The organism is Hydrogenophaga sp. GW101-3F08, assembly GCF_059424585.1.
Map to the genome: position 1 here is coordinate 179,819 of NZ_JBWKZP010000005.1, position 22,975 is coordinate 202,793.

Below are 22,975 nucleotides of genomic sequence, written 5' to 3' on the forward strand. Positions count from 1 at the left end.
ATCAACTGGCTTTCACGATCGCTCGCATGATTCGTTCTTGAGAGGCTTCGGCAGTGGGCATTTCGGCCACGAAACGGCCTTCGTTCATCACGTAGATGCGGTCCGAGATGCCGAGCAGCTCGGGCATCTCCGACGAGATCACGATCACGCACTTGCCCTCGGCCGCCATCTGGGCGATCAAGGTGTAGATCTCGTACTTGGCGCCCACGTCGATGCCGCGCGTGGGCTCGTCGAGGATGAGCACCTCGGGGTTGGTGAAGAGCCACTTGCTCAGCACCACCTTCTGCTGGTTGCCGCCCGAGAGGTTCACGGTCTTCTGGTCCACGCCCGAGCAGCGGATGCGCAGCTTTTCGCGGTAGCCCTCGGCGACGCGGTGCTCGCGGCCGTTGTCGATCACGGTCGCCGAGGACACGCCATCGAGGTTGGCCAGCGACACGTTGAACTGGATGTCTTCGCTCAGCACCAGGCCGTTGCCCTTGCGGTCTTCGGTGACGTAGGCCAGGCCGTGGCGCACGGCTTTTTCCACCGTGCTCACGTCGATGGGCTGGCCGTGCAGCAGCACCTGGCCGCTGATGCGGTGGCCCCAGGAGCGGCCAAAGATGCTCATGGCCAGCTCGGTGCGGCCCGCGCCCATGAGCCCGGCGATGCCCACGATCTCGCCGCGGCGCACCTGCAGGTCGATGCCCTTGATGAACTCGCGATCGCTGTGGTGCGGGTGGTAGGCGCGCCAGTTGCGCACCTCGAACACGGTCTCGCCGATGTTCGGTTGGCGCCGGGGGTAGCGGTCGGCCATCTCGCGGCCCACCATGGCCTGGATCACGCGGTCTTCGCTGACGGCGCCGGCGCGGCAGTCCAGCGTCTCCACCGTGCTGCCGTCGCGCAGGATGGTGATGGAGTCGGCCACGCGGGAGATCTCGTTGAGCTTGTGCGAGATCAGGATGCAGGTGATGCCCTGACCCTTGAGTTCGAGCAACAGGTCGAGCAGCGCCTGGCTGTCGTTTTCGTTCAGGCTGGCGGTGGGTTCGTCCAGGATCAGCAGCTTGACCTGGCGCGACAGCGCCTTGGCGATCTCCACCAGCTGCTGCTTGCCCACGCCCAGGTGGGTGATCAGGGTTTCGGGCGACTCCTTCAAGCCGACCTTTCTGAGCAGGGCCTGGGTCTTGCTGTGCGCGGCCATCCAGTCGATCACGCCGTGGCGCGCCGTTTCATTGCCCAGGAAGATGTTCTCCGCGATCGACAACAGCGGCACCAGCGCGAGCTCCTGGTGGATGATGATCACCCCCAGGTGTTCGCTGTCGCGGATGTCGTCGAAGCGGCGTTCCTGCCCTTCGAAGACGATCTCGCCGTTGTAGCTGCCGTGGGGGTAGACCCCGGAGAGCACCTTCATCAGGGTCGATTTGCCGGCGCCGTTTTCACCCACGATGGCGTGGATCTCGCCCGCGCGCACGCGCAGGTTCACCTGGTTGAGCGCCACCACCCCGGGGAAGGTTTTGCGGATGTCCCGCATTTCGAGCAACATGGTCTGGACTTGTCTGTAGAGGCCTGGGGTTCACACCCGGCAAGGCCCGCCGCCCGCGTGGCCGTGTGGGCACGCGAGCGGCGGGGGTTCTTGGCCGGCGGGGCGGCTTACTTGATCTGCGATTCCTTGTAGTAACCGCTGCCAACCAGCACCTTGTTCCAGTTGGAGCCGTCCACGGCCACCGGCTTGAGCAGGTAGGAGGGCACGACCTTCACGCCGTTGTTGTAGGTCTTGGTGTCGTTGATCTCGGGCTGCTTGCCCGAGAGCGTGGCGTCCACCATGTTGGCCGCGACCTTGGCCAGCTCACGCGTGTCCTTGAACACGGTGGAGTACTGCTCGCCTTTCAGGATCGACTTGACCGAGGGGATTTCCGCGTCCTGGCCGCTGACCACCGGGCAGGGCTGTTGCGCCGTGCAGTAGCCCACGCCCTTGAGCGAGGACAGGATGCCGATCGACAGGCCGTCGTACGGCGACAGCACGGCGTGCACCTTGTCCTTGCCGTAGAAGGCCGAGAGCAGGTTGTCCATGCGGGCTTGTGCCACCGCGCCGTCCCAGCGCAGCGTGCCCACCTTGTTCATGCCCAGTTGCTTGCTGCGCACCACCAGCTTGCCGCTGTCGATGTACGGCTGCAGCACGCTCATGGCGCCGTCGTAGAAGAAGAAGGCGTTGTTGTCGTCGGGCGAGCCGCCGAAGAGTTCGATGTTGAACGGGCCCTTGCCCTGCTTGAGGCCGAGCTTGTCGACGATGGAGGTGGCCTGCAGCACGCCGACCTGGAAGTTGTCGAAGGTGGCGTAGTAGTCCACGTTCTTCGAACCCTTGATCAGGCGGTCGTAGGCGATGACCTTCACGCCCTTGTCGGCCGCGCTCTGCAGCACGCGCGAGAGCGTGGTGCCGTCGATGGAGGCGATCACCAGCACCTTGGCGCCCTTGGTGATCATGTTCTCGATCTGCGCCAGCTGGTTCGGGATGTCGTCGTCGGCGTATTGCAGGTCGGTCTTGTAGCCGCGCTCCTTGAGCACCTTGACCATGTTGTCGCCGTCGGCGATCCAGCGCGCCGAGGACTTGGTGGGCATCGAGATGCCGATGCTGCCTTTGTCCTGCGCCATCGCCAGTGGCGAGACGCCGACGGCGCCCAGCGCCAGAGCGGCCAGCGCGGCCTTGAGGGTTGCACGTTTCATGTATGTGTCTCCAGTCTTTCGAGAAACCGCACGCCTTGCGCGGCGTGCGGGGTTGGGGGCGATCCGGGGGCCGGATCAGTACTTGCGCTTGGGGAACTCCTGGGCGGCGACTTCCATCGGGAAGATGCCTTCTTCGGTCACGATGCGTTTTTGCACCGCCTTGCCGGCCTTGATGTCTTTCACGGCGGCCATCAGCTGCGGGCCCAGCAGCGGGCTGCATTCCACCGACACGTTGAGCTTGCCGGCGATCATGGCCTCGAAGGCGCCCTTGACGGCGTCCACCGAGATGATGGTGATGTCCTTGGCGGGCTTCATGCCGGCCTCTTCGATGGCCTGGATCGCGCCGATGGCCATGTCGTCGTTGTGCGCGTAGAGCACGTTGATCTTCTTGCCCTCGGCCTTCAGGAAGGCTTCCATCACTTCCTTGCCTTTGGCGCGGGTGAAGTCACCGGTCTGCGAGCGGATGATCTTGAACTTGGCGTCGGCCTTGATGATTTCCTCGAAGCCCTTCTTGCGGTCGATGGCCGGGGCCGAGCCCACGGTGCCCTGCAGCTCGACGATGTTGACCTCTCCCTTCTGGTCTTTCATCTTCTCCACCAGCCAGCGGCCGGCCTTGCGGCCTTCTTCGACGAAGTCCGAACCCATGAAGGAGACATAGAGCGAGGTGTCTTTCACGTTCACCGCGCGGTCGGTCAGCACCACCGGGATCTTGGCGGCCTTGGCTTCGCGCAGCACGGTTTCCCAGCCCGACTCGACCACGGGCGAGAACGCGATCACGTCGACCTTCTGTGCGATGAAGGAGCGGATCGCCTTGATCTGGTTTTCCTGCTTCTGCTGGGCGTCGGAGAACTTCAGCTCGATGCCGGCTTCCTTGGCGGCCGACTTGATCGACTCGGTGTTGGCGGTGCGCCATTCGCTTTCGGCGCCGACCTGGCTGAAACCCAGCACGATGGGCTTCTGGGCCCAGGCGGCGGCGGGGAGCAGCCCGGCGAGCGGGGCGCAGGCGATAGCGACGGCGAGGGTTCTGCGGTTCAGTTTCATCATGTTGTCTCCTGGTTGATTGGGAAAGGCGCTTGCGGGGAACGGGTTCAGGCCAGCATGTAGCCGGTCTTGACGGTGGTGTAGAACTCGACCGCGTAGCGGCCTTGTTCGCGCGAGCCGTGGCTCGATTCCTTGCGCCCACCGAAAGGCACATGGAAGTCCACGCCCGCCGTGGGCAGGTTGACCATGGTCATCCCGACCTCGGCGTGGCGTTTGAAGTGCATCGCGTGCTTGAGCGAGGTGGTGCAGATGCCCGCGCACAGGCCGAAGGGCGTGTCGTTGGCCAGCGCCAGCGCGTGTTCGTAGTCGTCGGCGCGCAGCACGCAGGCCACCGGGCCAAAGATTTCTTCGCGCGCGACGCGGTGTTCGGGCCTGGCCAGGAACAGCGCCGGGCTCATGTAATGTCCCGGCGTGGGCCGCTGCAGCAGGTCGCCGCCCCAGACGTGTTCGGCCCCTTCGTTGCGCGCGATCTCGATGTAGGCCAGGTTCTGCTCCAGCTGGGCGCGGTCCACCACCGGCCCCATTTCGATGCCACGCTCCAGCGCGTGGCCCACCTTGAGCGTGCTCAGGCGCTGGCGCAGCTTGGCCACGAAGGCGTCGTGCACCGGGGCCTGCACGATCAGGCGGCTCGACGCCGTGCAGCGCTGGCCGGTGGAGAAATAGGAGCCCTGCAGCGCGCAGTCCACCGCCTGGTCGAGGTCGGCGTCGGCCAGCACCACCAGCGGGTTCTTGCCGCCCATCTCCAGCTGCACCTTGGCGCGCCGCGCCGTGGCCGACTTGAGGATGCGCTCACCGGTGGAGACCGAGCCGGTGAAGCTCAGCGCGTTGACCAGCGGGTGGTCCACCAGCGTCTGCCCGACCTCGCGGCCGCTGCCCATGACCAGGTTGAACACGCCCGCGGGCAGGCCGCAGCGGCTGATGATCTCGGCCAGCGCCCAGCCGCAGGCCGGCACCAGCTCGGCCGGCTTGAACACCACGGTGTTGCCGTAGGCCAGGGCCGGCGCGATCTTCCAGGCGGGGATGGCGAAGGGGAAGTTCCAGGGCGCGATGATGCCCACCACACCCACGGGTTCGCGCGTCACGTCCACCCGCACGCCCGGGCGCACCGAGGCCATGACCTCGCCCGGCACCCGCAGCGCCTCGCCGGCGAAGAACTTGAAGATCTGGCCGGCGCGCGCCACCTCGCCCACGCTCTCGGGCAGGGTCTTGCCTTCCTCGCGCGCCAGCAGCGCGCCCAGCTCGTCCTTGCGCGCCAGCAGCTCGCTGCCGATCTGGTCGAGCACGTCGGCGCGGCGCTGGGGGCTGCTGTGGCTCCAGTGGGGCAGGGCGTCGGCCGCGGCGCGGATCGCCAGCTCGGTCTGGTTGCGGTCGGCGCGGGCGTATTCGGCCACCACTTCCCGGGTGTCGGACGGGTTGGTGCTCACCCCGGTGGTGGTGCCGATCTCCCAGCGCCCGTTGATGAAGTGCCGGGGGTTCTGCTGCATGTCGCCGAGTTTCATGGGTGCCCTTGCCGTTTTTGTCTCGGGCTGCAGTCTATGTTGGGTTTGTATATCAATCCAATCGTTTTTTGGACAAAATACATATCTATCCGAACATTCTGGAAAACCCCGATCCTTTACGCCATGAGCACCTACAACCACTGGTTCATCCGCGCCCGCCTCAAGACCCGCCAGCTGCTGCTGCTGGTGGCGCTGGCCGAAGAAGGCAACATCCACCGCGCGGCCCAGGTGCTCAGCATGACGCAGCCGGCGGCGTCCAAGCTGCTGAAAGACCTGGAGGACGTGCTGGAGGTGTCGCTGTTCGATCGCCTGCCCCGGGGCATGCGGCCCACCTGGTACGGCGAGACCATGATCCGCCACGCGCGCATGGCGCTGGCCAGCCTGAACCAGGCGCACGACGAGCTCAACGCGCTCAAGACCGGCCACTACGGGCAGGTCGGCATCGGCGCCATCACCTCGCCGGGCCTGAGCCTGCTGCCGGCGGCGGTGGCCCTGGTCAAACAGGAGCACCCCAGCCTGCGCATCTCGCTGGACATCGAGACCAGCCCGGTGCTGCTGGACCGGCTGGAGCAGGGCGCGCTCGATATCGTGGTGGGCCGGCTGTTCGCCGAGCACGACAAGACCCACCTGCGCTACGAACCACTGACCGAGGAACTGATCTGTGCCATCGCCCGCCCCGGCCATCCGCTCTCGGGCATGAGCGGGCTGACCCTGCGCGACGTGCTCGCGGCCGGCTGGATCGTGCCGCCCGCGGGCAGCGTGCTGCGCCACCGCTTCGACCTGATGTTCCAACAGGACGGCCTGGCCCCGCCGATCAACACCATCGAGAGCTCGGCCCTGCTGTTCATCACACGCATGCTGCAACAGAGCGACATGGTGGCCGTGCTGGCGGCCGACGTGGCGCATTACTACGCCTCACACGGCCTCGTCACCGTGCTGCCGCTGGACATGCCCTGCCACATGGACGCCTTCGGCATCATCACCCGCACCGACCGCCTGCTCTCGCCCGCGGCCAAGGTGATGATGAAAGCACTCAAGCAGACCAGCATGGCGCAGTATGGGCGCAAGCTAGAACAGGAGTGAGGGTCCACAAACGATCCGCCGCCGGGCCGCCCCAAGGCGGATCAACCCCCTTGGGGGGCAGCGACCCGCGCAGCGGCGGGGCAGGGGTGCTTCCTGTTATGCCCAGCCCGCGTCCACCTTGAACTCCTGCGCCGTGCACATGGCCGCGTCGTCCGAGCCCAGGAACAGCACCATGCGCGCGATGTCCTGCGGGCGCAGCTTGTCGGGCAGGCACTGGTTGCGCTGGATGTCCTGCTCGCCTTCGGCGTCCAGCCAGAGCTTGATCTGGCGCTCGGTCATGACCCAACCGGGTGACACCGTGTTGATGCGGATGCGGTCGCGGCCCAGGGTCTTGGCCAGGCCGCGCGTGAGGCCGTTCACCGACGACTTGGCGATCGCGTAGCAGGGGTAGGCCGCGCCCTTGGTCTGCCAGCCGGTGGAGCCCAGGTTGATCACCGAGCCCGCGCCGAGCCGGCGCATGCCCGGCACCACGGCCTGGATCGCGAAGAAGGCGGGGCGTTCGTTGATCGCCATGCGCTGGTCGTAATAGTCCGGCGTCACCGACTCCAGCGTGTGGCGGTCGTCGCTGGCCACGTTGTTGACCAGCACCGAGAAGTCGCCCAGCTCGCCCGCCGCGTCGCTGATGGCCGCCTGCAGGGCCGCCACGTCGCGCACGTCGCACACGCGCCACCAGGGGCGCGGGTGGCCGGCGTCAACGAGTTGCTGCGCCAGGCTTTCGCTGGCTTCGCGCGCCACGTCCACGAAAGCGACGCGTGCACCTTGTTCGGCAAACGCCGCCACAATGGCAGCTCCGATGCCGCTGCCACCACCGGTGACGAAGACCGAGCGGTTCTGCAGGCTGGGAAACCGGGAGAGTCCACCCGCTTCAGGGCTTGGGGTGGGCGTGCTTGAAAAATCTGTCATAGCAATATGTGTATCAGTCAATGAGAAAAATGTCGGTTCCAAGCATCACTTTGCGTTGATAAGATGCGGCCCGTCAAGAGGCATTCATCGGACATGTGCAGAAACAACAACCGGAGACAACGATGAGCGCAGCACCCGACCTTTCCCAAGCCAGCCAGCAGGGCGAAGGTATTTCCGTGAGTGGTGGCGTGGACAACCCGGCGAGCGCCTTTGTTGCGCCCGTGGTCGGGCCCTTGCGCTGCCTGCAGGCAGCGGGCGCCGAGCTGGGTGAAGGCCTGCTCTGGTCGGTGCGCGAACAGGCGCTGTACTGGGTGGACATCCTGGCCTGCCAGCTGCACCGGCTGGACCCGGTCAGCGGCGACCACACCGGCTGGACCTTTGCCGAGGAGATTTCGGCGCTGGCCGAGCGCGCCAACGCGCCGGGCCTGATCGTGACCCTGCGCCGGGGCTTTGCCCTGTTCGACCCCGCCACCGACCACGAGCCCCGCTACCTGTGCCAGCCCGAGCCCGAGCTGCCCGGCAACCGCTTCAACGACGGCAAATGCGACGCACAAGGCCGTTTCTGGGCCGGCAGCATGGACTTCGCCTGCGAAGCCCCCACCGGCTCGCTCTACCGCTACGACCCCGACGGCCAATGCACGCGCCACGACGAGGGCTTCGTGGTGACCAACGGCCCCACCTGGGCGCTGGACGAGGGCCGCCTGTGTCTGTATTTCAACGACACGCTCAATGGCAGCACCTACCGCTACGACTGCGATCCCACCACCGGCACCCTGACCAACAAACAGCTCTGGAACCGCTTCGAGCCCGACGACGGCTTTCCCGACGGCATGGCCACCGACGCGCTGGGCCGGGTCTGGATCGCGCACTGGGGCAGCGCCTGTGTGAGCTGCCACGACCCGGTGACCGCCCAGGAGCTCGGCCGTGTGATGCTGCCCACCAGCCACGTCACCAACTGCGCGTTTGGCGGGCCGGACCTGCGCACACTGTTCATCTCCACCGCGCGCACCGGCCTCACGCCCGAACAACTCGCCGCCGAGCCCTTGGCCGGAGGCCTGTTCGCCGTCTCCGTGGACGCCCCGGGCCTGCCCGCCAACCTCTTTGGTGGGTAGATGGCTCCCCCCGCCGCGCGGCCCGGCAAAGCCGGTTCCTCGGTGTCCTTGGATGGCGCCGCTTCAGGCGTTGGGGTGTAGCGCTTCGGCACCATGGAACGCCGATACCTGTTGACCTTCACCTTTGAAACCTTTGAAAGAAAGCGCACCGATGACCGAGACCCATCACCCCATCGTCTGGCTGCACCACGCGGGGCAGCGCCTGGGGCTGGTGCCTTCGCTGGGCGGCAGCGTGGCCGCCTGGCAGCTGGATCGCCCGGAAGGCCCGCTGGACCTCTGGCGGCCCTGGGACGGCGTGACTCCGGACCTGTACCAGCTGGCTTCGTTCCCCATGGTTCCCTGGTCCAACCGCATCAGTGGCGGCGGCTTCACGCACGACGGGCAGTTCCACCCCATGCGGAACAACCGCGCGGGCGAGCCCTACCCGATCCACGGTGACGGCTGGCTCCAGCCCTGGGCGCTCACGCAGCCGGCCGACGACACCCTGGTGATGACGCTGCGCTCGCAGGGTTTCCAGGGCAACCCCTACGACTACGAAGCCGTGCAGACCTTCCGGCTGCTGGACGGCGGGCTGGACCAGCACGTGGAGGTGCGCCACCTGGGCGCGCAGCCGCTGCCCTACGGCATCGGCGTGCACCCCTGGTTTCCGCGCACACCCGCCACACGCATCAGCGCGCCGGTGCAAGGCGTCTGGCTGTGTGGCGACGACCCGATGCCCGTGGCGCACACCACGCAGTTCCCGCCCGGCTGGAACCTGAACGAGGGCGTGTCGGCCCACGGCAGCCTGATCGACAACGGCTACACCGGCTGGGGCGGCAGCGCCCGCATTGAGTGGCCCGAGCGCGGCCTGCAGCTCACCGCCGCCATGCCCGACTTCGAGCGCGACGGCGGTGCCGCGCAGCACTACTGCCTGATCTACCGGCCGCCGCAGGGCCCGGCGTTCTGCTTCGAGCCCATCACCCAGCCCATCGACGCCTTCCACCTGCCCGGCCAGCCGGGCCTGCGCGTGCTGGCGCAGGGCGAGGCGTTTGCGCTCAACGTGCAATGGCGCTGGGGCGCCCTGCCGGTCGAGGCGCCGGCAGGCGCGCGCTGATCACGGGCTGTACGCCAGGCCCGAGGCCACACCGCCGAACAGGTCGCCTTCGACCAGGGCCACACCGGGAAACTCGGCCTGCAGCGCCTGCTGGAACGGCCGCAGGGCCGAGGAGCCGCCGGTGAGGTAGATCGCATCGAGCGCGCCGTCGTTCAGGCCGGCGCGCTGCACGCATTCGCGCGCGCAGGCCACGGTGCGCGCCAGCAGGGCCGCCAGGTGTTCCTGCATGTCGGCCGGGCCCATGGGGGCGCTCAAGGCCGGCTCCACCTCCGACAGGTCCACCACCGTGCGCTCGCCCTGCTGCGAGCAGCGGATCTTGGCCTGCTCCACCTCGTGGGCGATGCGGTGGCCCTCGCGGTGGCGCAGCACCTTCATCAGCCGCTCGTGCAGGCGCGTGTCGCTGTAGTTCACACGCAGCGCCTGTGCCTGGCTCAGCGCGCGCGGCAGGTACAACCACTGGATCAGGTGCCAGGTGGAGAGATCGAAGAACACGCGGCTGGGCACCTCGCGCCGCTGCGGCCCCAGGTGCCGGTAGCCCAGCAGCGGCATCACCTGCTCCAGGCTGAGCCGGTGGTCAAAGTCGGTGCCACCGATGTGCACGCCCGTGGTGGCCAGCACGTCGTCACCGCGCTCGGCCAGCGCTATGCGCTGCGGCCCCAGGCGCACCACGGTGAAGTCCGAGGTGCCGCCGCCCAGGTCCACCACCAGCACCAGGCTCTCGCGCACCAGGCGGCGTTCGTAGTCCAGCGCGGCGGCGATCGGCTCCAGCTGGAACGACACCTGCTCGAACCCCACCGACTGCGCTGCCTCCAGCAGCGAGCGCTGGGCCAGCGCGTCGCGCTCGGGGTCGTCGTCCACGAAGTGCACCGGCCGCCCCATCACCACCCGGGTGGGTGCCACGCCGCCCAGCGCCTGCGCGGCGCGCTCGCGCAGCGCCGCGAGGAAGGTGGCCACGATCTCCTGGAAGCTGATCTGCTGGTGGTTGACTTCGGTTTTCTCCATCAGCAGCGGGCTGCCCAGCAGGCTCTTGAGCGAGCGCATCAGCCGCCCGTCGGTGCCGGCCAGGTACTGCGCCACCGCGTCGCGCCCGAAATGCGTCTGGTGGTCTTCGGCGTTGTAGAACACCGCCGTGGGCATGGACACCGCTTCGCCCTCCAGCGGTATCAGGCGCGCCGTGCCCCGGGCGTCGGCCCAGGCCATGGCGGAGTTGGAGGTGCCGAAATCGATGCCGAGGGTGCCTTGGGGCGAAGGGGTCATGGGAAGCGGGGAAGGGGGCAGAAGGGCGGGCGCGGCGCGCGGCCGGGCCAACGGGCCGCCGCGGTGGCGAGCCCGTGAGGACGGGGGATTCTGCCAGCTTGTGGGGCGGGGTGCCCCGCCCCTCAGTCGGCGCAGCGGGTGGCGCCGCGCCGCCGCAGGGCCTTGCCCATGACCAAGGCCATCACGGCTTCATGACGGCTTCATGACGGCTTCATTTGGCCGGAGCCGGTGCAGCGGGCATGCGCTGCATCATCATTTCCATCATGGTCTGCATCATGTCCATGCGCATTTCCATCATCTGCTGGCGCTGCGCCGGATCGGCGGGCATGCCCTGGCCCATGCCGCCCATGCCCATGCCCCCCATGCCCTTCATCCCTTGCATGCCCTTCATCGTCTCCATGCCTTCGTGCATGGTCTTCATGTGTTCGGCCATCAGCGCCTGCCGCTCTTCCGGGGTCTTGGCGTTCATCATCTTGTCGCGCATGGCCTGCATGGTTTTCATGCGGTCCTGCATCGCCGCCATCGGGGCGGCCGGGGCTCCCGGCGTGGCCATGGCGGCGTGTCTCGGGCCGTAGCCGGGCCTGCCGGGGCCCGCGCAGGCGGTGAGCAGCACCAGGGTTGAAACGGCGAGCAGGGTCTTGAGCGAGTTCATGGACATCTCCTGTTGAAAAACCAAAGGGGGCTGTGCCTGAGCGCAGCCGACACTAAAACGGGCGCCTCAGACCTGGGAAGGGGGTCTGTGCATGCAGCATAGACCTTTGCCTATCCAATGTGCTGCGCCAGATCAAGCCCGCGAGGGTGGGGCGACCGCCCATCGGGAGGTCCGGTGGTCCCAGCGCGGGATCGCCCGCCGCGGTGGGCGATGGCATGATGGGCATCCAACCCCCTTTCAACCTTGTGCGGGACGCGACGGATGCCGTGTGCGAAGGGCTTCCTTCACCGCCACTTCACAACCGGAGGACCGGTATGTCTCTTCTCGGAAAAGCCTGCCTCGCGATGTGGTGGGACATGGCCGCCGACATGCGGGCGGAATTCGAGCACTGGCACTCGCACGAACACTTTCCCGAGCGCCTGGGCCTTCCCGGCTTTCACCGCGCCTCCCGCTGGACCAGCGCGGACGGGGGCGAGGGCATTTTTGTGATGTACGAACTGGCGTCGCACGAGATCCTGTCGTCGCCGCCCTACCTGGCCTCGCTGAACGCGCCGTCGCCCTGGTCGGCCAAGATGATGCAGCACCACCGCAACATGGTGCGCAGCCAGTGCCGCGTGCTGGCGAGCCGGGGCGCGGGCGTGGCCCGCCAGGCGCTCACGGTGCGGCTGTCGCCCGCGAGCGGGCGCGGGGCCGAGCTGCTGGCGGCGCTGAAACCGCGCATGGCCCAGTGGATGGGGCTGCCGGGCCTGGCCGGTGTGCATCTGCTGCGGCACGAGGCACCGCCCATCGCCACGACCACGGAGCAGAAGATCCGCGGCGCGGACCAGACGGCCGATTGGGTGCTGGTGGCCTGCGGGTACGACGCCACGATGCTGGGCGAGCTGGCGCAGACGCTGTTTTCCGAAGACAACCTGACCAAGCTCGGTGCCCGCCCGGGCCAGATCAACGCGCTCTACGCGCTCTCCCATTCGGCCACGGTGCCCGAGATCCAGTAGCGGCTGGGGCCGTCGCCCAGACGCTCCGACGGGGCGGGCCCGGCGCCCGTGGTGTCGGCCCGGGCATGGGGCGCCGCCGCTGGACAGCCTCCGGGCTTTCATATACTGTACGCATAACCAGTATTTGAGCCACCCCAGCGCCCCCACCCCATGCAAGCCGCCCCCGCCTGGCAGGCCGACGACCCGTTGGCCGCCACCCCCAGACCCTCTCGCCCGGCGCGCCAGCCCGGCGAGCTGCCGGCGGCCGTGGCGGCGGCGCTCTGGCGCGGCGACCAGCTGGGCAGCCCGGTGTCGGCCGTGTCGCCCAGCGGCTTTGCCGCGCTGGACGCCCAACTGCCCGGCGGCGGCTGGCCCGGCCACGCGGTGACCGAGATCCTGAGCGCCCAGAGCGGCACCCTGGAATGGCGCCTGCTCGGTCCGCTGCTGCGCCAGGTCTGCGCCGCCGGGCGTAGCGTGGTGGCGGTCGGCCCGCCCCGGCAGCCGCATCTGCCGGGCCTGCGGTTCGAGGGCATCACCGAGCGCCACCTGGTCTGGGTGCAGGCCGACACCGCGTCCGAGCGCCTGTGGTCGACCGAACAACTGGTCAAGGCCAACGCCTGCGGGGTCCTGATCGCCTGGCTGCCCCAAGCACGCCCCGAGCAGGTGCGCCGCCTGCAGGTGCTCGCGTCCAGCTGCGAGGGGCCGGTGTTTCTGTGCCGGCCCGCCACCGCGGCCCACGAATCGTCGGCCGCGCCGCTGCGCCTGCTCGCCCGCGTGGGGGTGGACTGGGAGCTGCTGGTCGACGTGTTCAAACGCAAAGGCCCGCCGCTGGAGACCACGCTGCATCTGCCCTCGGTGCCCGGCGGCCTGCAGGCCATCCTGACGCCGCGGCTGCACAAGCCCAGCACCCTGCTGCCGCGCGACCCGGCGCCGCAGACCGCCCCATCGCCTTTTTCCCGCGAGGCCGGCCATGCTCTGGTCAGCGCTCCTGCTGCCGGCACCCGACGACACCGCCTTGCCCACTGACGCGGCGCTGCAGGCGCTGGCGCTCTGGGCCCTTCAATTCACGCCCCGGGTTGCTGTCGCCGACGAAGCCGTGGTCATGGAGCTGGCGGCCAGCGTGCGCCTGTTTGGCGGCTGGCGCGCGCTGTGTGATCGCGTGGTCTCGGAGGGCACCGAGCTGGGGGTGCGCCAGGTCGCCTGGGCACCCAACAGCCTGGCTGCGCTGGCGCTGGCGCGTGCCGGCGTGGAAGACGGTTTTCACCAACCCCTGGACGTGTCGCTCGACGCCCTGCCCATGGAAACGCTCAGTGCCGTGCGCCCGCACCGCCTCACGCTCGCGCACATCGGCTGCCGCAGCCTGGGCGACGTGCGGCGCCTGCCGCGTGGCGGCATCGGCCGGCGCTTTGACAAACAGCTGCTCAGTGCGTTGGACCAAGCCTATGGGCTGGCACCCGAGGTGCACCGCTGGATCGCGCTGCCCGAACGCTTCGCGCAGCGGCTGGAGCTGATGTTCCGCGTGGACGATGCCCCGGCCCTGCTGTTCGGCGCGCGCCGCCTGCTGCTCTCGCTGTGCGGCTGGCTCGCCGCGCGCCACAGCGGCACCACGGCGTTCACCCTGCGCTGGGCGCACGACGCGATGCGCTCGAAGGCCGCGGGCGAGGGCGGCGAGATCACCATCCGCACGGCCGAGCCCACGCGCGACATCGAGCACCTGTGCCGCTTGCTCGGTGAGCACCTGGCCCGGGTGGAGCTGCAGGCCCCGGTGGGCGATCTGGTGCTGACGGCCGACACCGTGATGCCGCTGGAAGAAACCAGCGCCTCGCTGCTGCCCGACACCGTGCGCCAGGGCGAGACGCTGCACCTGGTGCTGGAGCGCCTGGCCGCCCGCCTGGGGCCGCAGCGTGTGCTGCGCCCGGTGCTGTGCGAAGACCACCGGCCCGAGTGGATGTGCCGCTGGCAGCCGGCCGCCGAGCCCTTGCCCCGAAAACCCGTCATGGGTAGTGAGTTGCCGCAGCCCGGCTTCATCCTGAGCGCGCCGCTCAAGCTGCTGGTGCGCGGCAACCGGCCGTATTACCAGGGCGAACTGCAATTGCTCGCCGGCCCGCAGCGGGTGGACGGCGGCTGGTGGGACCGCGATGAGACCGCCGGGCAGATTCGCCACGTGGTGCGCGACTACTGGGTCGCGCAGTCGGAGGCGGGCGTGTTGTGGGTGTTCCAGACGCGGCTGGACGAGGCGCCTGCGTGGTACTTGCATGGAATATTTGCTTGACCCCCGCCGCGCTGCGCGCGACCCCCTTCCAGGGGGCGATGCGAGTGGCCCGGCAAAGCCGGTTCCACCGCATCCTGGGTTCGGGCATTTCGCGCCGGAGGGGGCCCTCTCGCCATGACGCCACAACCCCCGGGCATCCCGCACTACGCCGAGCTGCGATGCCTCTCCAACTTCAGCTTCCTGCGCGGCGCCAGCAAGCCCGAAGAGCTGGTGGAGCGTGCCCAGGCGCTGGGCTACAGCGCGCTCGCGCTCACCGACGAATGTTCGCTCGCCGGCATCGTGCGTGCCCATGTGGCCGCGAAAAAGCAGGGCCTGAAACTGCTCGTGGGCAGCCAGTTCCAAGTCACGTGCGACGCGCCCTTCACCCTCGTCGTGCTCGCCACCAACCTCAACGGCTACGGCAACCTCTGCGAGTTCATCACCCGGCTGCGCCGCACGGCGCCCAAGGGCACGTACCGCCTCACGCTGAAGCACATCAGCGCCGACGCACTGGCCGACTGCCTCGTGATCGCCGTGCCGCAGCGCGGCAGCGCGCAGGCGCAGACGGACAGCGTGGCGCGCTGGTTGCTGCTGCACTTCCTAGGCCGCTGCTGGCTCGGCGTGGAGCAGTTGCGCCTGATGGACGACGAGGTGCGCCTGCACCGGCTGCGCCAGAGCAGCGAGCTCACCGCCGTGCCGCTGGTGGCCGTGGGCGATGTGCACATGCACCTGCGCTCGCGCAAGGCCCTGCAGGACGTGCTCACCGCCACGCGCATCGGCAAACCCTTGACCGCATGCGGCCACGCCCTCGCGCCCAACGCCGAGCAGCGTCTGCGCTCGCGCCTGGAGCTGGCGCAGTGTTACCCCGAAGCGCTGCTGGCCGAGACGCTGAAGATCGCCGAGCGCTGCGCTTTCTCGCTCGACGAGCTGTGTTACCAGTACCCCAGCGAAGTGGTGCCGCCCGGCGAAACGCCGGCCAGCTACCTGCGCCGCCTGACTGACGAGGGCATGGGCAAGCGCTGGCCCGCGGGCACCTCCGACAAAGTGCGGCAGCAGGTGGAGCACGAACTCGCGCTCATCACCGAGCTGCGCTACGAACACTACTTCCTCACCGTGTACGACATCGTCGCCTTCGCGCGCTCGCAGCACATCCTCTGCCAGGGCCGCGGCTCGGCGGCCAACAGCGCGGTCTGTTACTGCCTGGGCATCACCGAGGTGGACCCGGCGCGCGCCTCGGTGCTGTTCGAGCGCTTCATCTCGCGCGAACGCAACGAGCCGCCCGACATCGACGTGGACTTCGAACACGAGCGGCGCGAAGAAGTCATCCAGTACCTGTACCGCAAATACGGGCGCGAGCGCGCCGCGCTCACCGCCACCGTCATCAGCTACCGCCCGCGCAGCGCCCTGCGCGACGTGGGCAAGGCCCTGGGGTTCGACGAAGCCGCGCTCGACGCGCTGGGCAGCGGCCACCGCTGGTGGGGCGAGGACGGCCTCGCGCCCGAGCGCATCCGCGAAGCCGGGCTCGACCCGGACAGCCTGAAGGTGCGCCAGCTGGTCGCACTCACCACCCAGCTCATGGGGTTCCCACGCCACCTCTCGCAGCACACCGGCGGCTTCGTGCTCACGCGCGGCCCGCTCTCGCGCCTGGTGCCGATCGAAAACGCCACCATGGCCGACCGCACCGTCATCGAGTGGGACAAAGACGACCTCGACGCCATGGGTCTGCTCAAGGTGGACGTGCTCGCGCTGGGCATGCTCACCGCCATCCGCAAGTCGCTCGACTTCATCAGCCAGCGCAAGGGCTTTGCATTCCGCCTGCAGGACATCCCCGACAAGGACGAAGCCACCTACGACATGATCTGCGCCGCCGACACCGTGGGCGTGTTCCAGATCGAGAGCCGCGCGCAGATGAGCATGCTGCCGCGCCTGCGGCCGCGCGCGTTCTACGACCTGGTGGTTGAAGTGGCGCTGGTGCGGCCCGGCCCCATCCAGGGCGGCGCGGTCCACCCCTACCTGAACCGCCGCCAGGGCAAGGAGCCGGTGGACTACCCCAAGGGCCTGGAGGCCGCGCTGGAGCGCACGCTGGGCGTGCCCGTGTTCCAGGAACAGTGCATGCAGATCGCCATCATCGCGGCCGGCTTCACCCCCGGCGAAGCCGACGGCCTGCGCCGCGCCATGGGCGCGTGGCGGCGCACGGGCGGCCTGGGCCAGTACGAGCGCCGCCTGGTCGACGGCATGACCGAACGCGGTTACGAGCTGGCGTTTGCGCAGCGCGTGGTCGAGCAGGTGAAAGGTTTTTCCAGCTACGGCTTCCCCGAAAGCCACGCGGTCAGCTTCGCCCTGCTGGTCTACGACAGCAGCTGGATCAAACGCCACCACCCGGCCGAATTCCTGGCCGGCCTGCTCAACAGCCAGCCGCTGGGCTTCTACACGCCGAGCCAGCTCGTGCAGGACGCGAAACGCCACGGCGTGGACGTGCGGCCGGTGGACGTGATGGTGAGCGACTGGGACTGCACGCTGGAAGAGCAGGGCTTCGACCCCCTCTCCCCCTGGGAGAGGGCAGGGGTGAGGGCCGCCCCCGAGCCCACCATGCCGTCCGTGCGCCTGGGCCTGCGGCTGATCAGCGGCTTGTCGCACGACGAAGCGAAGCGCCTCATGTCTGCGCGCAAAGAAGCGGTATTCACGGACTCAGACGACCTCGCTCGCCGCGCCGCGCTCGATCAACAAGCCATGCAACAACTCGCCGCTGCCGACGCGCTGCAATCCCTCAGCGGCCACAGAAGACAGCAGGTCTGGGACGCCGCCGCCCTCAAAACCCCGCCTGAGCTGTTGAAAGAAGCGCCGGTGGACGAAGACACACTGGCCCTGCCCGAAGCCCCCGAAGGCGAAGCCATCGTCTGGGACTATGCGTCACTCGGCCTCACCCTGCGCCGCCACCCGCTGGCCCTGCTGCGCGAGCGCCTGCAGGCGCGCCGCTTCATGACCGCCGCAGCGCTGAAAGACGTGCCCGACGGACGCCTCGTGCGCGCCTGTGGCATCGTTACCGGCCGCCAGCAACCCGAAACCTCCAAAGGTGTGGTGTTCGTGACGCTGGAAGACGAAACCGGCGTGGTGCAGGTCATCGTCTGGAAAGCCCTGCGCGAGCGCCAGCGCAACGCACTCGTCCGCTCACGCCTGATGGCCGTGCACGGCGTGTGGCAGCGCGAAGGCGAAGTCTGCAACCTCATCGCCGGCCACCTGGAAGACCTCACGCCGCTGCTGGGAAGGCTGGCGACGGAGAGCCGGGATTTTCATTGAGCGGTGCGGGCGTGGGCGGCCAGCAGCGCCGGGCCCAACACCGCGCGCAGCGCCGCCACCGTGGCGGGCAGCGGCTGCAAGCTCAGCCCGTTCTTTTTCAGAAACGCCTGCCAGAGCGCCTGGCGGGTGGGGTCGTTCGCGAACTCGTCGGTCAACCCCACCGGCAGTGCCACGGGCACCGCCATGCCACGCCGTTCAAACGTGGCGGCAATGGCCTGCGCCAGCGTGCCGGCATCCAGCGTTTCGCGCTCCAGCAAGACCGACACATCCAGATAGTCCTTCAAGCGGCTGTTGGTCATGCCGAGCAGGGCCACCGCATGCAGCTTCTCCGCGATCACCGTGTACACCGGGTAGGTGCGCAAGCGAGGGGCGGGCAGGTCGGCGATCAACACCGGGTAGACCGCCTCCACCGGCGCGGGCGTGACCGCATCGCCAAAGCCGATGTTGATCTGCGTCTTGCAACGCGCCTTGGCGATGTCCGCGCTGATCAGGACCCGCGCTCCGGCATAGCCGGCCCCCTTGCGGATGTCTTCGGCGCTCACCGACGCCGGATCGAAGCGGATGCCATCGCCCACCACGATGCTGGAAACGTCGCGGAAGGTCTGCACCACCGAGGCCAGATCGCTGGCCCCGAAGCCCAGCAAGTCCGCGTCGCGCGTGGCGCGGTGTGGCATGTCGTACCAGAGGGTGAACAGCAGTGCGCCCTTGAGCACAAAACGGTCGGCGTGCGCCGACTGGCTCAACCGGTAGAGCATGCGCTCCAGCGCAAAACGCACCAGCACCTGATTGAAGTCCACGCCCTCGGCCTTGGCCAGATTCAGCAGACGCGCCCGCACCGACTGCGCCACATCCTGGGTCATTCAATGGCCTCCAGATAAGGGCGCATCACCTGGGCCACGCGGCACACCTTGGCGCAGTGCCACAGATCGTCCGCAGTGGCTTTGCGCTGAGCCCTCGCTTCCTTCAGGGCCTCCAGCGCCACATCCAGGCCGATCTTGTTGCGGTGCTTGAAGCAATCGGCCACGGTCTTGGCGACGCTGTACACCCGCAGCGCCACGCCGTCGCGCTCAACCACCTCGATGCCGGCCGAATAGGCCTCGCCCGTGAACTGCACCATCTTGATGGGCGGGTAATCGAGCCGGGGCACATGGCTGCCTCGCGGCATGGCAATCCACACCTGGCGCGGCAGCTGGGTGGTGAGCTCGTGGAACTGCAGCGCGGTCAGCAGGCAAAACACCGCCTGCGGCACCCGCCGGGCCACGGCCAGCAGGCTTTCGTTTTCTGTCGGCGAATGGTCCGGCAGCCGGTAGAGGCCACGCCCCACCTTTTCCAGCAAACCGGCGGCGGTCATGCGCGTCAGGGTCACCCGGGGAACGCCCATGGCATCGAGGTCTCTCGGTCGCAGCAACCCCTTGTGCGCCACCAGGTCGTGGACGCGTTGGGTGTGGGAAGGATTTTCAGCGTCGAGTGGCATGGGGTCTCATGCATGTTCCATTTATGCGTCGATTATATTTTGTTGACGAACTATTGGAACATGTTGAGCCGGCAAACTGATAATGAAGCCGATGGATTCGCGCCCAGGGCAAGGCGCAAACCGCGGCGATAGCTTGGCTATCGCGAGGATTTTCCACGCCGCCATGGGGGTAAAGGCGCGGTTTCATATGCAAGCTATTTGCGGGACAGGACATCAGGAGCCTGCGCGGCAGAAGGCATCGGCTGCAACACTTCCTAGGCTGGCTGACGACGGAGAGCCGGGGTTTCCATGCCAGGAATGTTGCGTGCCAATGGACTCAGAGCTCCAGTGCAAGAAACAGGGTCCCTGGTACCGGGTTGAAGCTCACGGGGGTAGAAGGTCGAAAGCCCAGCGACATATAGAGCCTCTGCGCCGCAGTGAACTCCGGCAGCACATCCAGGCAAATGCGTGCGTAGCCCATCTGGTGCGCTGTCTCCAGGATTTGTACGACCAGGCGGCGCCCCAGGTTTTCGCCTCTTGCCACTGGGCGCACATAAACGCGCTTCATTTCGCCAGTGTGCTCGTCGATGCGGCGCAGTGCCGCGCAACCGACGACCGCATCACCGTTCCAGGCCAGAAGCACGCACCCGTCGGGCTCGGCGTACTTGCCAGGCAAGCTGGCGAATTCCGTTTCGTAGTTCTGGAAACCCAGGTCTGCAGTGGGGCTGGTGACGTATTCCCGAAAAATGCTGACGACGCGTTCGTGATCTTCAGGAAAGTGGGCTGACTTGATTTCGCTCATTCAGGTGCGTACCTTGTTCCAAAGAGCCGGATGCCGATCCGGTAGACGGGGCAGTTTATCGGTGTGGGTGAGGCGTTCGTTTTGGATTTTTGGAAATAGTCACCGGGGTGTGAGAGACTGCACTGGCCCCCGAATCCACAGTGCATCCACCCGAACCCGCCCACCCGATGTCCGACTGGAAACACCAGCAAATGATCAAGGCCTCGGCCTGGCCGCTGGCCGCCGAGCTGCTGGCCCCCGATGCCGACTTCACGGCCCGGCTCGATGGTGGGCTGGTGCCCCTGCATTGGGCTTGCCGGGAAGGCAAGGCCGGCCTGCTCAAGTACATGATCGAACACGGCGCGAACGTGCACGACCGCACCGACGATGGCCGGGGCATGCTGCAGCTGGCACTCCAGTCGCGGAGTTTCCAGACGGTCATGCTGCTGATCGACCGGCTCAAGGCCACGGCCGCGCCCCCGCCCGACGAGGCGCTGAAAAAGCGCCTGAACGCCGCGTTCAGCACGGGCCACCCCGACGCCAGAAACCGCCTGCAGCAGACGCTGCGGGACTGGGAGCGCCTCGCGAAAACGGCGCCTTCGCCCAGACAGCCTTGATCGACAGGCAGGCCTCAAGCTTCGCCTCAGCTCACCGTCTCCCGTCGGCTTGAAACCCCGCCGCCGGCTTCGTACCATGGCGTCGTCCCCCAACGCAGGAGCGCCCCATGTGCCGCAACATCAAGACGCTGTTCAACTTCGAACCGCCCGCCAGCGAGCTGGAGATTCGCGATGCTTCGCTGCAGTTCGTGCGCAAGCTCAGTGGCTTCAACGTGCCGTCGAAGGCGAACGAAGCCGCGTTCGAGCGCGCGGTGGCCGAGGTGGCCGACTCGGCGCGGCGGCTCATCCGGTCGATGGTGACAAACGCCGAACCGAAGAACCGCGAGGTGGAGGCGATCAAGGCGCGCGAGCGCTCGGCGCGCCGGTTTGAAGAAGGCGCCCGTCGGTAGACGCCATCAGCCTTGCGCTTCCGCCTCCGGCCACAAACGCGGAAAGTAAAAGCGCAGCGCATGCTGCGGCACGCCCAGGCGCAGCTTGCCGTGGGGCGAATCGGTTTCCAGCAGGCCGCGTTTGAGCAAGGCGCTCACCTGCGCCGTGGCCAGGCGTTCTCCCAGGCCAAGCAGGGCCTTGAAGTCGGCGCGCTCCAATTCGCCCTGGGTGGCAAAGAGGTAGTGAAGGGCGCGCAGCGCCTCGCTGCGCACGCCTTGTTTCACCACCTGTTCTTCAAACGCGAGGCAGGCGGCCATGCGGTCTTTCATGGTGGACAGGGCGAGCGTGTCGGCCATGAAGCCCACCTGGTCCAGACACACGCCCAGCACGTAGGCGATCCACTGCTCCAGGCCACGTTCGCTGAGGTTGCCGCGCCCATCCAGATCGCCCGCGCGCGGCTCGTCGGCGGCGGCGAGCCGTGCGTAGTAGGTTTCCTGGCTGCGTGCAAAGCCGCGCAGCGGCGACCACAGGCCGTTGCTCAGACCCAGATGGCCCAGCACCAGATGGCTGTGCAGCCGTGCCACGCGGCCGTTGCCATCGCGAAACGGGTGAATCCACGCCAGGCGCTGGTGGGCAGCCGCCATGGCCACCACCTGCATTTCGCCGCGCCGCACCTGCCCGTACACCTGGGCCCAGCGGTTCAGGAAGGCGGGCAGGTGTTCGGCGGCGGGCGCGGCGTGGCGGCCCACGCTCACCTGTTGTGTGCGCAGTGCGCCGGGTTGCAGCTGTTCGGGCACCGCACCGGGGGGTAGATCGGCGGTGGGGATGGCCAGGTCCGCCTGCGGCAGGCGGGCAAACAGGTCCTGGTGAATGTCTTGCACCGTCTGGGCCGACCACACGCGGGCCGTATCCCACTGCGGCCAGAGGGTTTCGAGCTGTTGCTCGGTGGCGATGTGGGCCAGGGCCAGCCGCTGCCGGCGGGCCTTGTCGGCGTCTTGCGCGTAGTCGTCGTGCAGGGCCTGCTCGATCTCCAGCGGCAGGGTGTGCTGGCCCTCGATCTTGTTGGAGTAGTACGAGTTCATGGCCCGCAGCAGGCGCCGCAGACCACCCAGTGCACCGGGTTGGCATTGGCCTGACAGGCGGTCGGCCTGGCGGATCAGGTCGTTGGCTTGCTCCAGCAACGGCCCCAGGCGGTGTTCGCCGGGCAGCAGCGGCTCCATCTGGGTTGGATGGTCATACAGTGGAAATGTTTGCGACTTTGAAATCATGGTTAAGTCTATGACTTAACTTGGTTTTTTCAAAACCGTGCGGATGTGTTTGCGACTTTTACTGCGCGCAGCGCATCAAGCCACGCCCCATCGCCAAGTGGCAGGGGCAGGCGTTCTGGTGCCTCAACCGCCCAGCATGCGCTCCGTGATCCAGCGCCAGTGCTCGGCACTCACCGGGGTGATCGACAGCCGGCTGCCGCGCTGCAGCACCACCATGTCGGCCAGCGCGGGCGTGGCGCGCATCTCGGGCAGGCCGATCGGGCGGGTCTTCTTCAGCGCCTGCACGTCCAGCAGCAGCCAGCGTGGTGCTTCCGGTTTGGACTTGGCGTCGAAGTAGGGCGAATCGGGGTCGAACTGGGTCGGGTCGGGGCGGGTGCCCGAGGCCACGCGTGCGATGCCGACGATGCCCGGCTCGGCGCAGCTGGAGTGGTAGAACAGCACGCCGTCGCCCACCTGCATGGCGTCGCGCATGAAGTTGCGGGCCTGGTAGTTGCGCACGCCGGTCCAGGGCACGGTGGCCCGCGGGGCGGCCAGCGCGTCGTCGATCGAGCACTCTTCGGGCTCGGACTTCATCAGCCAGTACTGGGTCATCGCGGCATCTTATCGGGACCGGAGCGCCGACGCGATA

General features: G+C 67.9%; 21 protein-coding genes. 9 read left to right on the forward strand and 12 right to left on the reverse strand.

Translation table 11 applies throughout. The features are described 5' to 3' along the window. Window position 1 precedes the first annotated feature (1 nt). From mmsA to AC07YZ_RS14875, 4 genes are all read right to left on the reverse strand, one after another. Window positions 2-1,519 (reverse strand): multiple monosaccharide ABC transporter ATP-binding protein, encoded by a 1,518-nt coding sequence (gene mmsA / locus AC07YZ_RS14860; protein ID WP_226494274.1) that lies wholly within the window; start codon window positions 1,517-1,519, stop codon window positions 2-4. Between the two features lie 107 nt (window positions 1,520-1,626). Beyond that, the gene (gene chvE, locus AC07YZ_RS14865) at window positions 1,627-2,697 is read right to left on the reverse strand and encodes a multiple monosaccharide ABC transporter substrate-binding protein (protein ID WP_494795292.1); all 1,071 of its coding nucleotides are present in this window, start codon (window positions 2,695-2,697) and stop codon (window positions 1,627-1,629) included. A gap of 75 nt (window positions 2,698-2,772) precedes the next feature. After that, the gene (locus AC07YZ_RS14870) at window positions 2,773-3,738 is read right to left on the reverse strand and encodes an ABC transporter substrate-binding protein (protein WP_226494809.1); all 966 of its coding nucleotides are present in this window, start codon (window positions 3,736-3,738) and stop codon (window positions 2,773-2,775) included. Window positions 3,739-3,785: 47 nt separating this feature from the next. Beyond that, entirely contained in the window at window positions 3,786-5,237 is a 1,452-nt protein-coding gene (locus AC07YZ_RS14875) for an aldehyde dehydrogenase family protein (RefSeq protein ID WP_494795293.1), read from the reverse strand. Between the two features lie 123 nt (window positions 5,238-5,360). Between AC07YZ_RS14875 and AC07YZ_RS14880 the strand changes: the two genes are divergently transcribed. After that, window positions 5,361-6,320, forward strand: a complete 960-nt coding sequence (locus AC07YZ_RS14880; protein ID WP_494795294.1) for a LysR substrate-binding domain-containing protein — start codon at window positions 5,361-5,363, stop codon at window positions 6,318-6,320. Between the two features lie 96 nt (window positions 6,321-6,416). Here AC07YZ_RS14880 and AC07YZ_RS14885 read toward each other — a convergent pair whose 3' ends face one another. Then, on the reverse strand, window positions 6,417-7,223 hold the full coding sequence (locus AC07YZ_RS14885) for an SDR family NAD(P)-dependent oxidoreductase (protein ID WP_226494268.1): 807 nt from the start codon (window positions 7,221-7,223) through the stop codon (window positions 6,417-6,419). 122 nt (window positions 7,224-7,345) lie between these two features. Here AC07YZ_RS14885 and AC07YZ_RS14890 point away from each other — a divergent pair, with 122 nt between their 5' ends. Both AC07YZ_RS14890 and AC07YZ_RS14895 read left to right on the forward strand, forming a co-directional pair. After that, window positions 7,346-8,335 carry an SMP-30/gluconolactonase/LRE family protein gene (locus AC07YZ_RS14890; RefSeq protein WP_226494267.1) on the forward strand — a complete coding sequence of 330 codons (990 nt, stop codon included), beginning with the start codon at window positions 7,346-7,348 and terminating at the stop codon, window positions 8,333-8,335. A gap of 151 nt (window positions 8,336-8,486) precedes the next feature. After that, on the forward strand, window positions 8,487-9,428 hold the full coding sequence (locus AC07YZ_RS14895; RefSeq protein WP_494795295.1) for an aldose 1-epimerase: 942 nt from the start codon (window positions 8,487-8,489) through the stop codon (window positions 9,426-9,428). Here the strand turns inward: AC07YZ_RS14895 and AC07YZ_RS14900 are convergent, their stop codons facing one another. Continuing rightward, entirely contained in the window at window positions 9,429-10,685 is a 1,257-nt protein-coding gene (locus AC07YZ_RS14900) for an Hsp70 family protein (RefSeq protein WP_494795296.1), read from the reverse strand. Window positions 10,686-10,896: 211 nt separating this feature from the next. After that, a complete protein-coding gene (locus AC07YZ_RS14905) occupies window positions 10,897-11,337 on the reverse strand; it encodes a hypothetical protein (protein WP_226494264.1) in 441 nt (146 codons plus the stop codon). 314 nt (window positions 11,338-11,651) lie between these two features. Between AC07YZ_RS14905 and AC07YZ_RS14910 the strand changes: the two genes are divergently transcribed. The 4 genes from AC07YZ_RS14910 to AC07YZ_RS14925 all read left to right on the forward strand — a co-directional run bounded on the left by AC07YZ_RS14910 (window position 11,652) and on the right by AC07YZ_RS14925 (window position 17,859). Continuing rightward, window positions 11,652-12,332: a hypothetical protein gene (locus AC07YZ_RS14910; RefSeq protein ID WP_494795297.1), complete on the forward strand. Its 681-nt coding sequence runs from the start codon at window positions 11,652-11,654 to the stop codon at window positions 12,330-12,332. Between the two features lie 150 nt (window positions 12,333-12,482). After that, window positions 12,483-13,337 (forward strand): translesion DNA synthesis-associated protein ImuA, encoded by an 855-nt coding sequence (imuA, locus tag AC07YZ_RS14915; RefSeq protein ID WP_494795298.1) that lies wholly within the window; start codon window positions 12,483-12,485, stop codon window positions 13,335-13,337. Beyond that, window positions 13,282-14,583, forward strand: a complete 1,302-nt coding sequence (locus tag AC07YZ_RS14920; protein WP_494795299.1) for a Y-family DNA polymerase — start codon at window positions 13,282-13,284, stop codon at window positions 14,581-14,583. The genes imuA and AC07YZ_RS14920 overlap by 56 nt, the downstream gene beginning before the upstream one ends. A 114-nt stretch (window positions 14,584-14,697) precedes the next feature. Further along, entirely contained in the window at window positions 14,698-17,859 is a 3,162-nt protein-coding gene (locus AC07YZ_RS14925; protein ID WP_494795300.1) for an error-prone DNA polymerase, read from the forward strand. Here the strand turns inward: AC07YZ_RS14925 and AC07YZ_RS14930 are convergent. The 3 genes from AC07YZ_RS14930 to AC07YZ_RS14940 form a co-directional block, all read right to left on the reverse strand. Continuing rightward, window positions 17,853-18,719 carry a nucleotidyl transferase AbiEii/AbiGii toxin family protein gene (locus AC07YZ_RS14930; RefSeq protein WP_494795301.1) on the reverse strand — a complete coding sequence of 289 codons (867 nt, stop codon included), beginning with the start codon at window positions 18,717-18,719 and terminating at the stop codon, window positions 17,853-17,855. The genes AC07YZ_RS14925 and AC07YZ_RS14930 overlap by 7 nt on opposite strands. Next, window positions 18,716-19,333, reverse strand: a complete 618-nt coding sequence (locus AC07YZ_RS14935; RefSeq protein ID WP_494795302.1) for a type IV toxin-antitoxin system AbiEi family antitoxin domain-containing protein — start codon at window positions 19,331-19,333, stop codon at window positions 18,716-18,718. The genes AC07YZ_RS14930 and AC07YZ_RS14935 overlap by 4 nt, the downstream gene beginning before the upstream one ends. 316 nt (window positions 19,334-19,649) lie before the next feature. Beyond that, complete coding sequence (locus AC07YZ_RS14940; protein ID WP_226494258.1) at window positions 19,650-20,114, reverse strand: GNAT family N-acetyltransferase; 465 nt, start codon at window positions 20,112-20,114, stop codon at window positions 19,650-19,652. A gap of 167 nt (window positions 20,115-20,281) precedes the next feature. On the opposite strand from AC07YZ_RS14940, the gene AC07YZ_RS14945 reads away from it, so the two are divergent. Next, on the forward strand, window positions 20,282-20,710 hold the full coding sequence (locus tag AC07YZ_RS14945) for an ankyrin repeat domain-containing protein (RefSeq protein WP_226494257.1): 429 nt from the start codon (window positions 20,282-20,284) through the stop codon (window positions 20,708-20,710). Window positions 20,711-20,817: 107 nt separating this feature from the next. Beyond that, complete coding sequence (locus tag AC07YZ_RS14950; protein ID WP_226494256.1) at window positions 20,818-21,099, forward strand: DUF2277 domain-containing protein; 282 nt, start codon at window positions 20,818-20,820, stop codon at window positions 21,097-21,099. A 6-nt stretch (window positions 21,100-21,105) separates the two neighbouring features. Here AC07YZ_RS14950 and AC07YZ_RS14955 read toward each other — a convergent pair whose 3' ends face one another. Beyond that, window positions 21,106-22,299 (reverse strand): Fic family protein, encoded by a 1,194-nt coding sequence (locus tag AC07YZ_RS14955; protein ID WP_494795303.1) that lies wholly within the window; start codon window positions 22,297-22,299, stop codon window positions 21,106-21,108. Window positions 22,300-22,470: 171 nt separating this feature from the next. Next, window positions 22,471-22,938: an EVE domain-containing protein gene (locus tag AC07YZ_RS14960; RefSeq protein WP_494795304.1), complete on the reverse strand. Its 468-nt coding sequence runs from the start codon at window positions 22,936-22,938 to the stop codon at window positions 22,471-22,473. Window positions 22,939-22,975 lie beyond the last annotated feature (37 nt).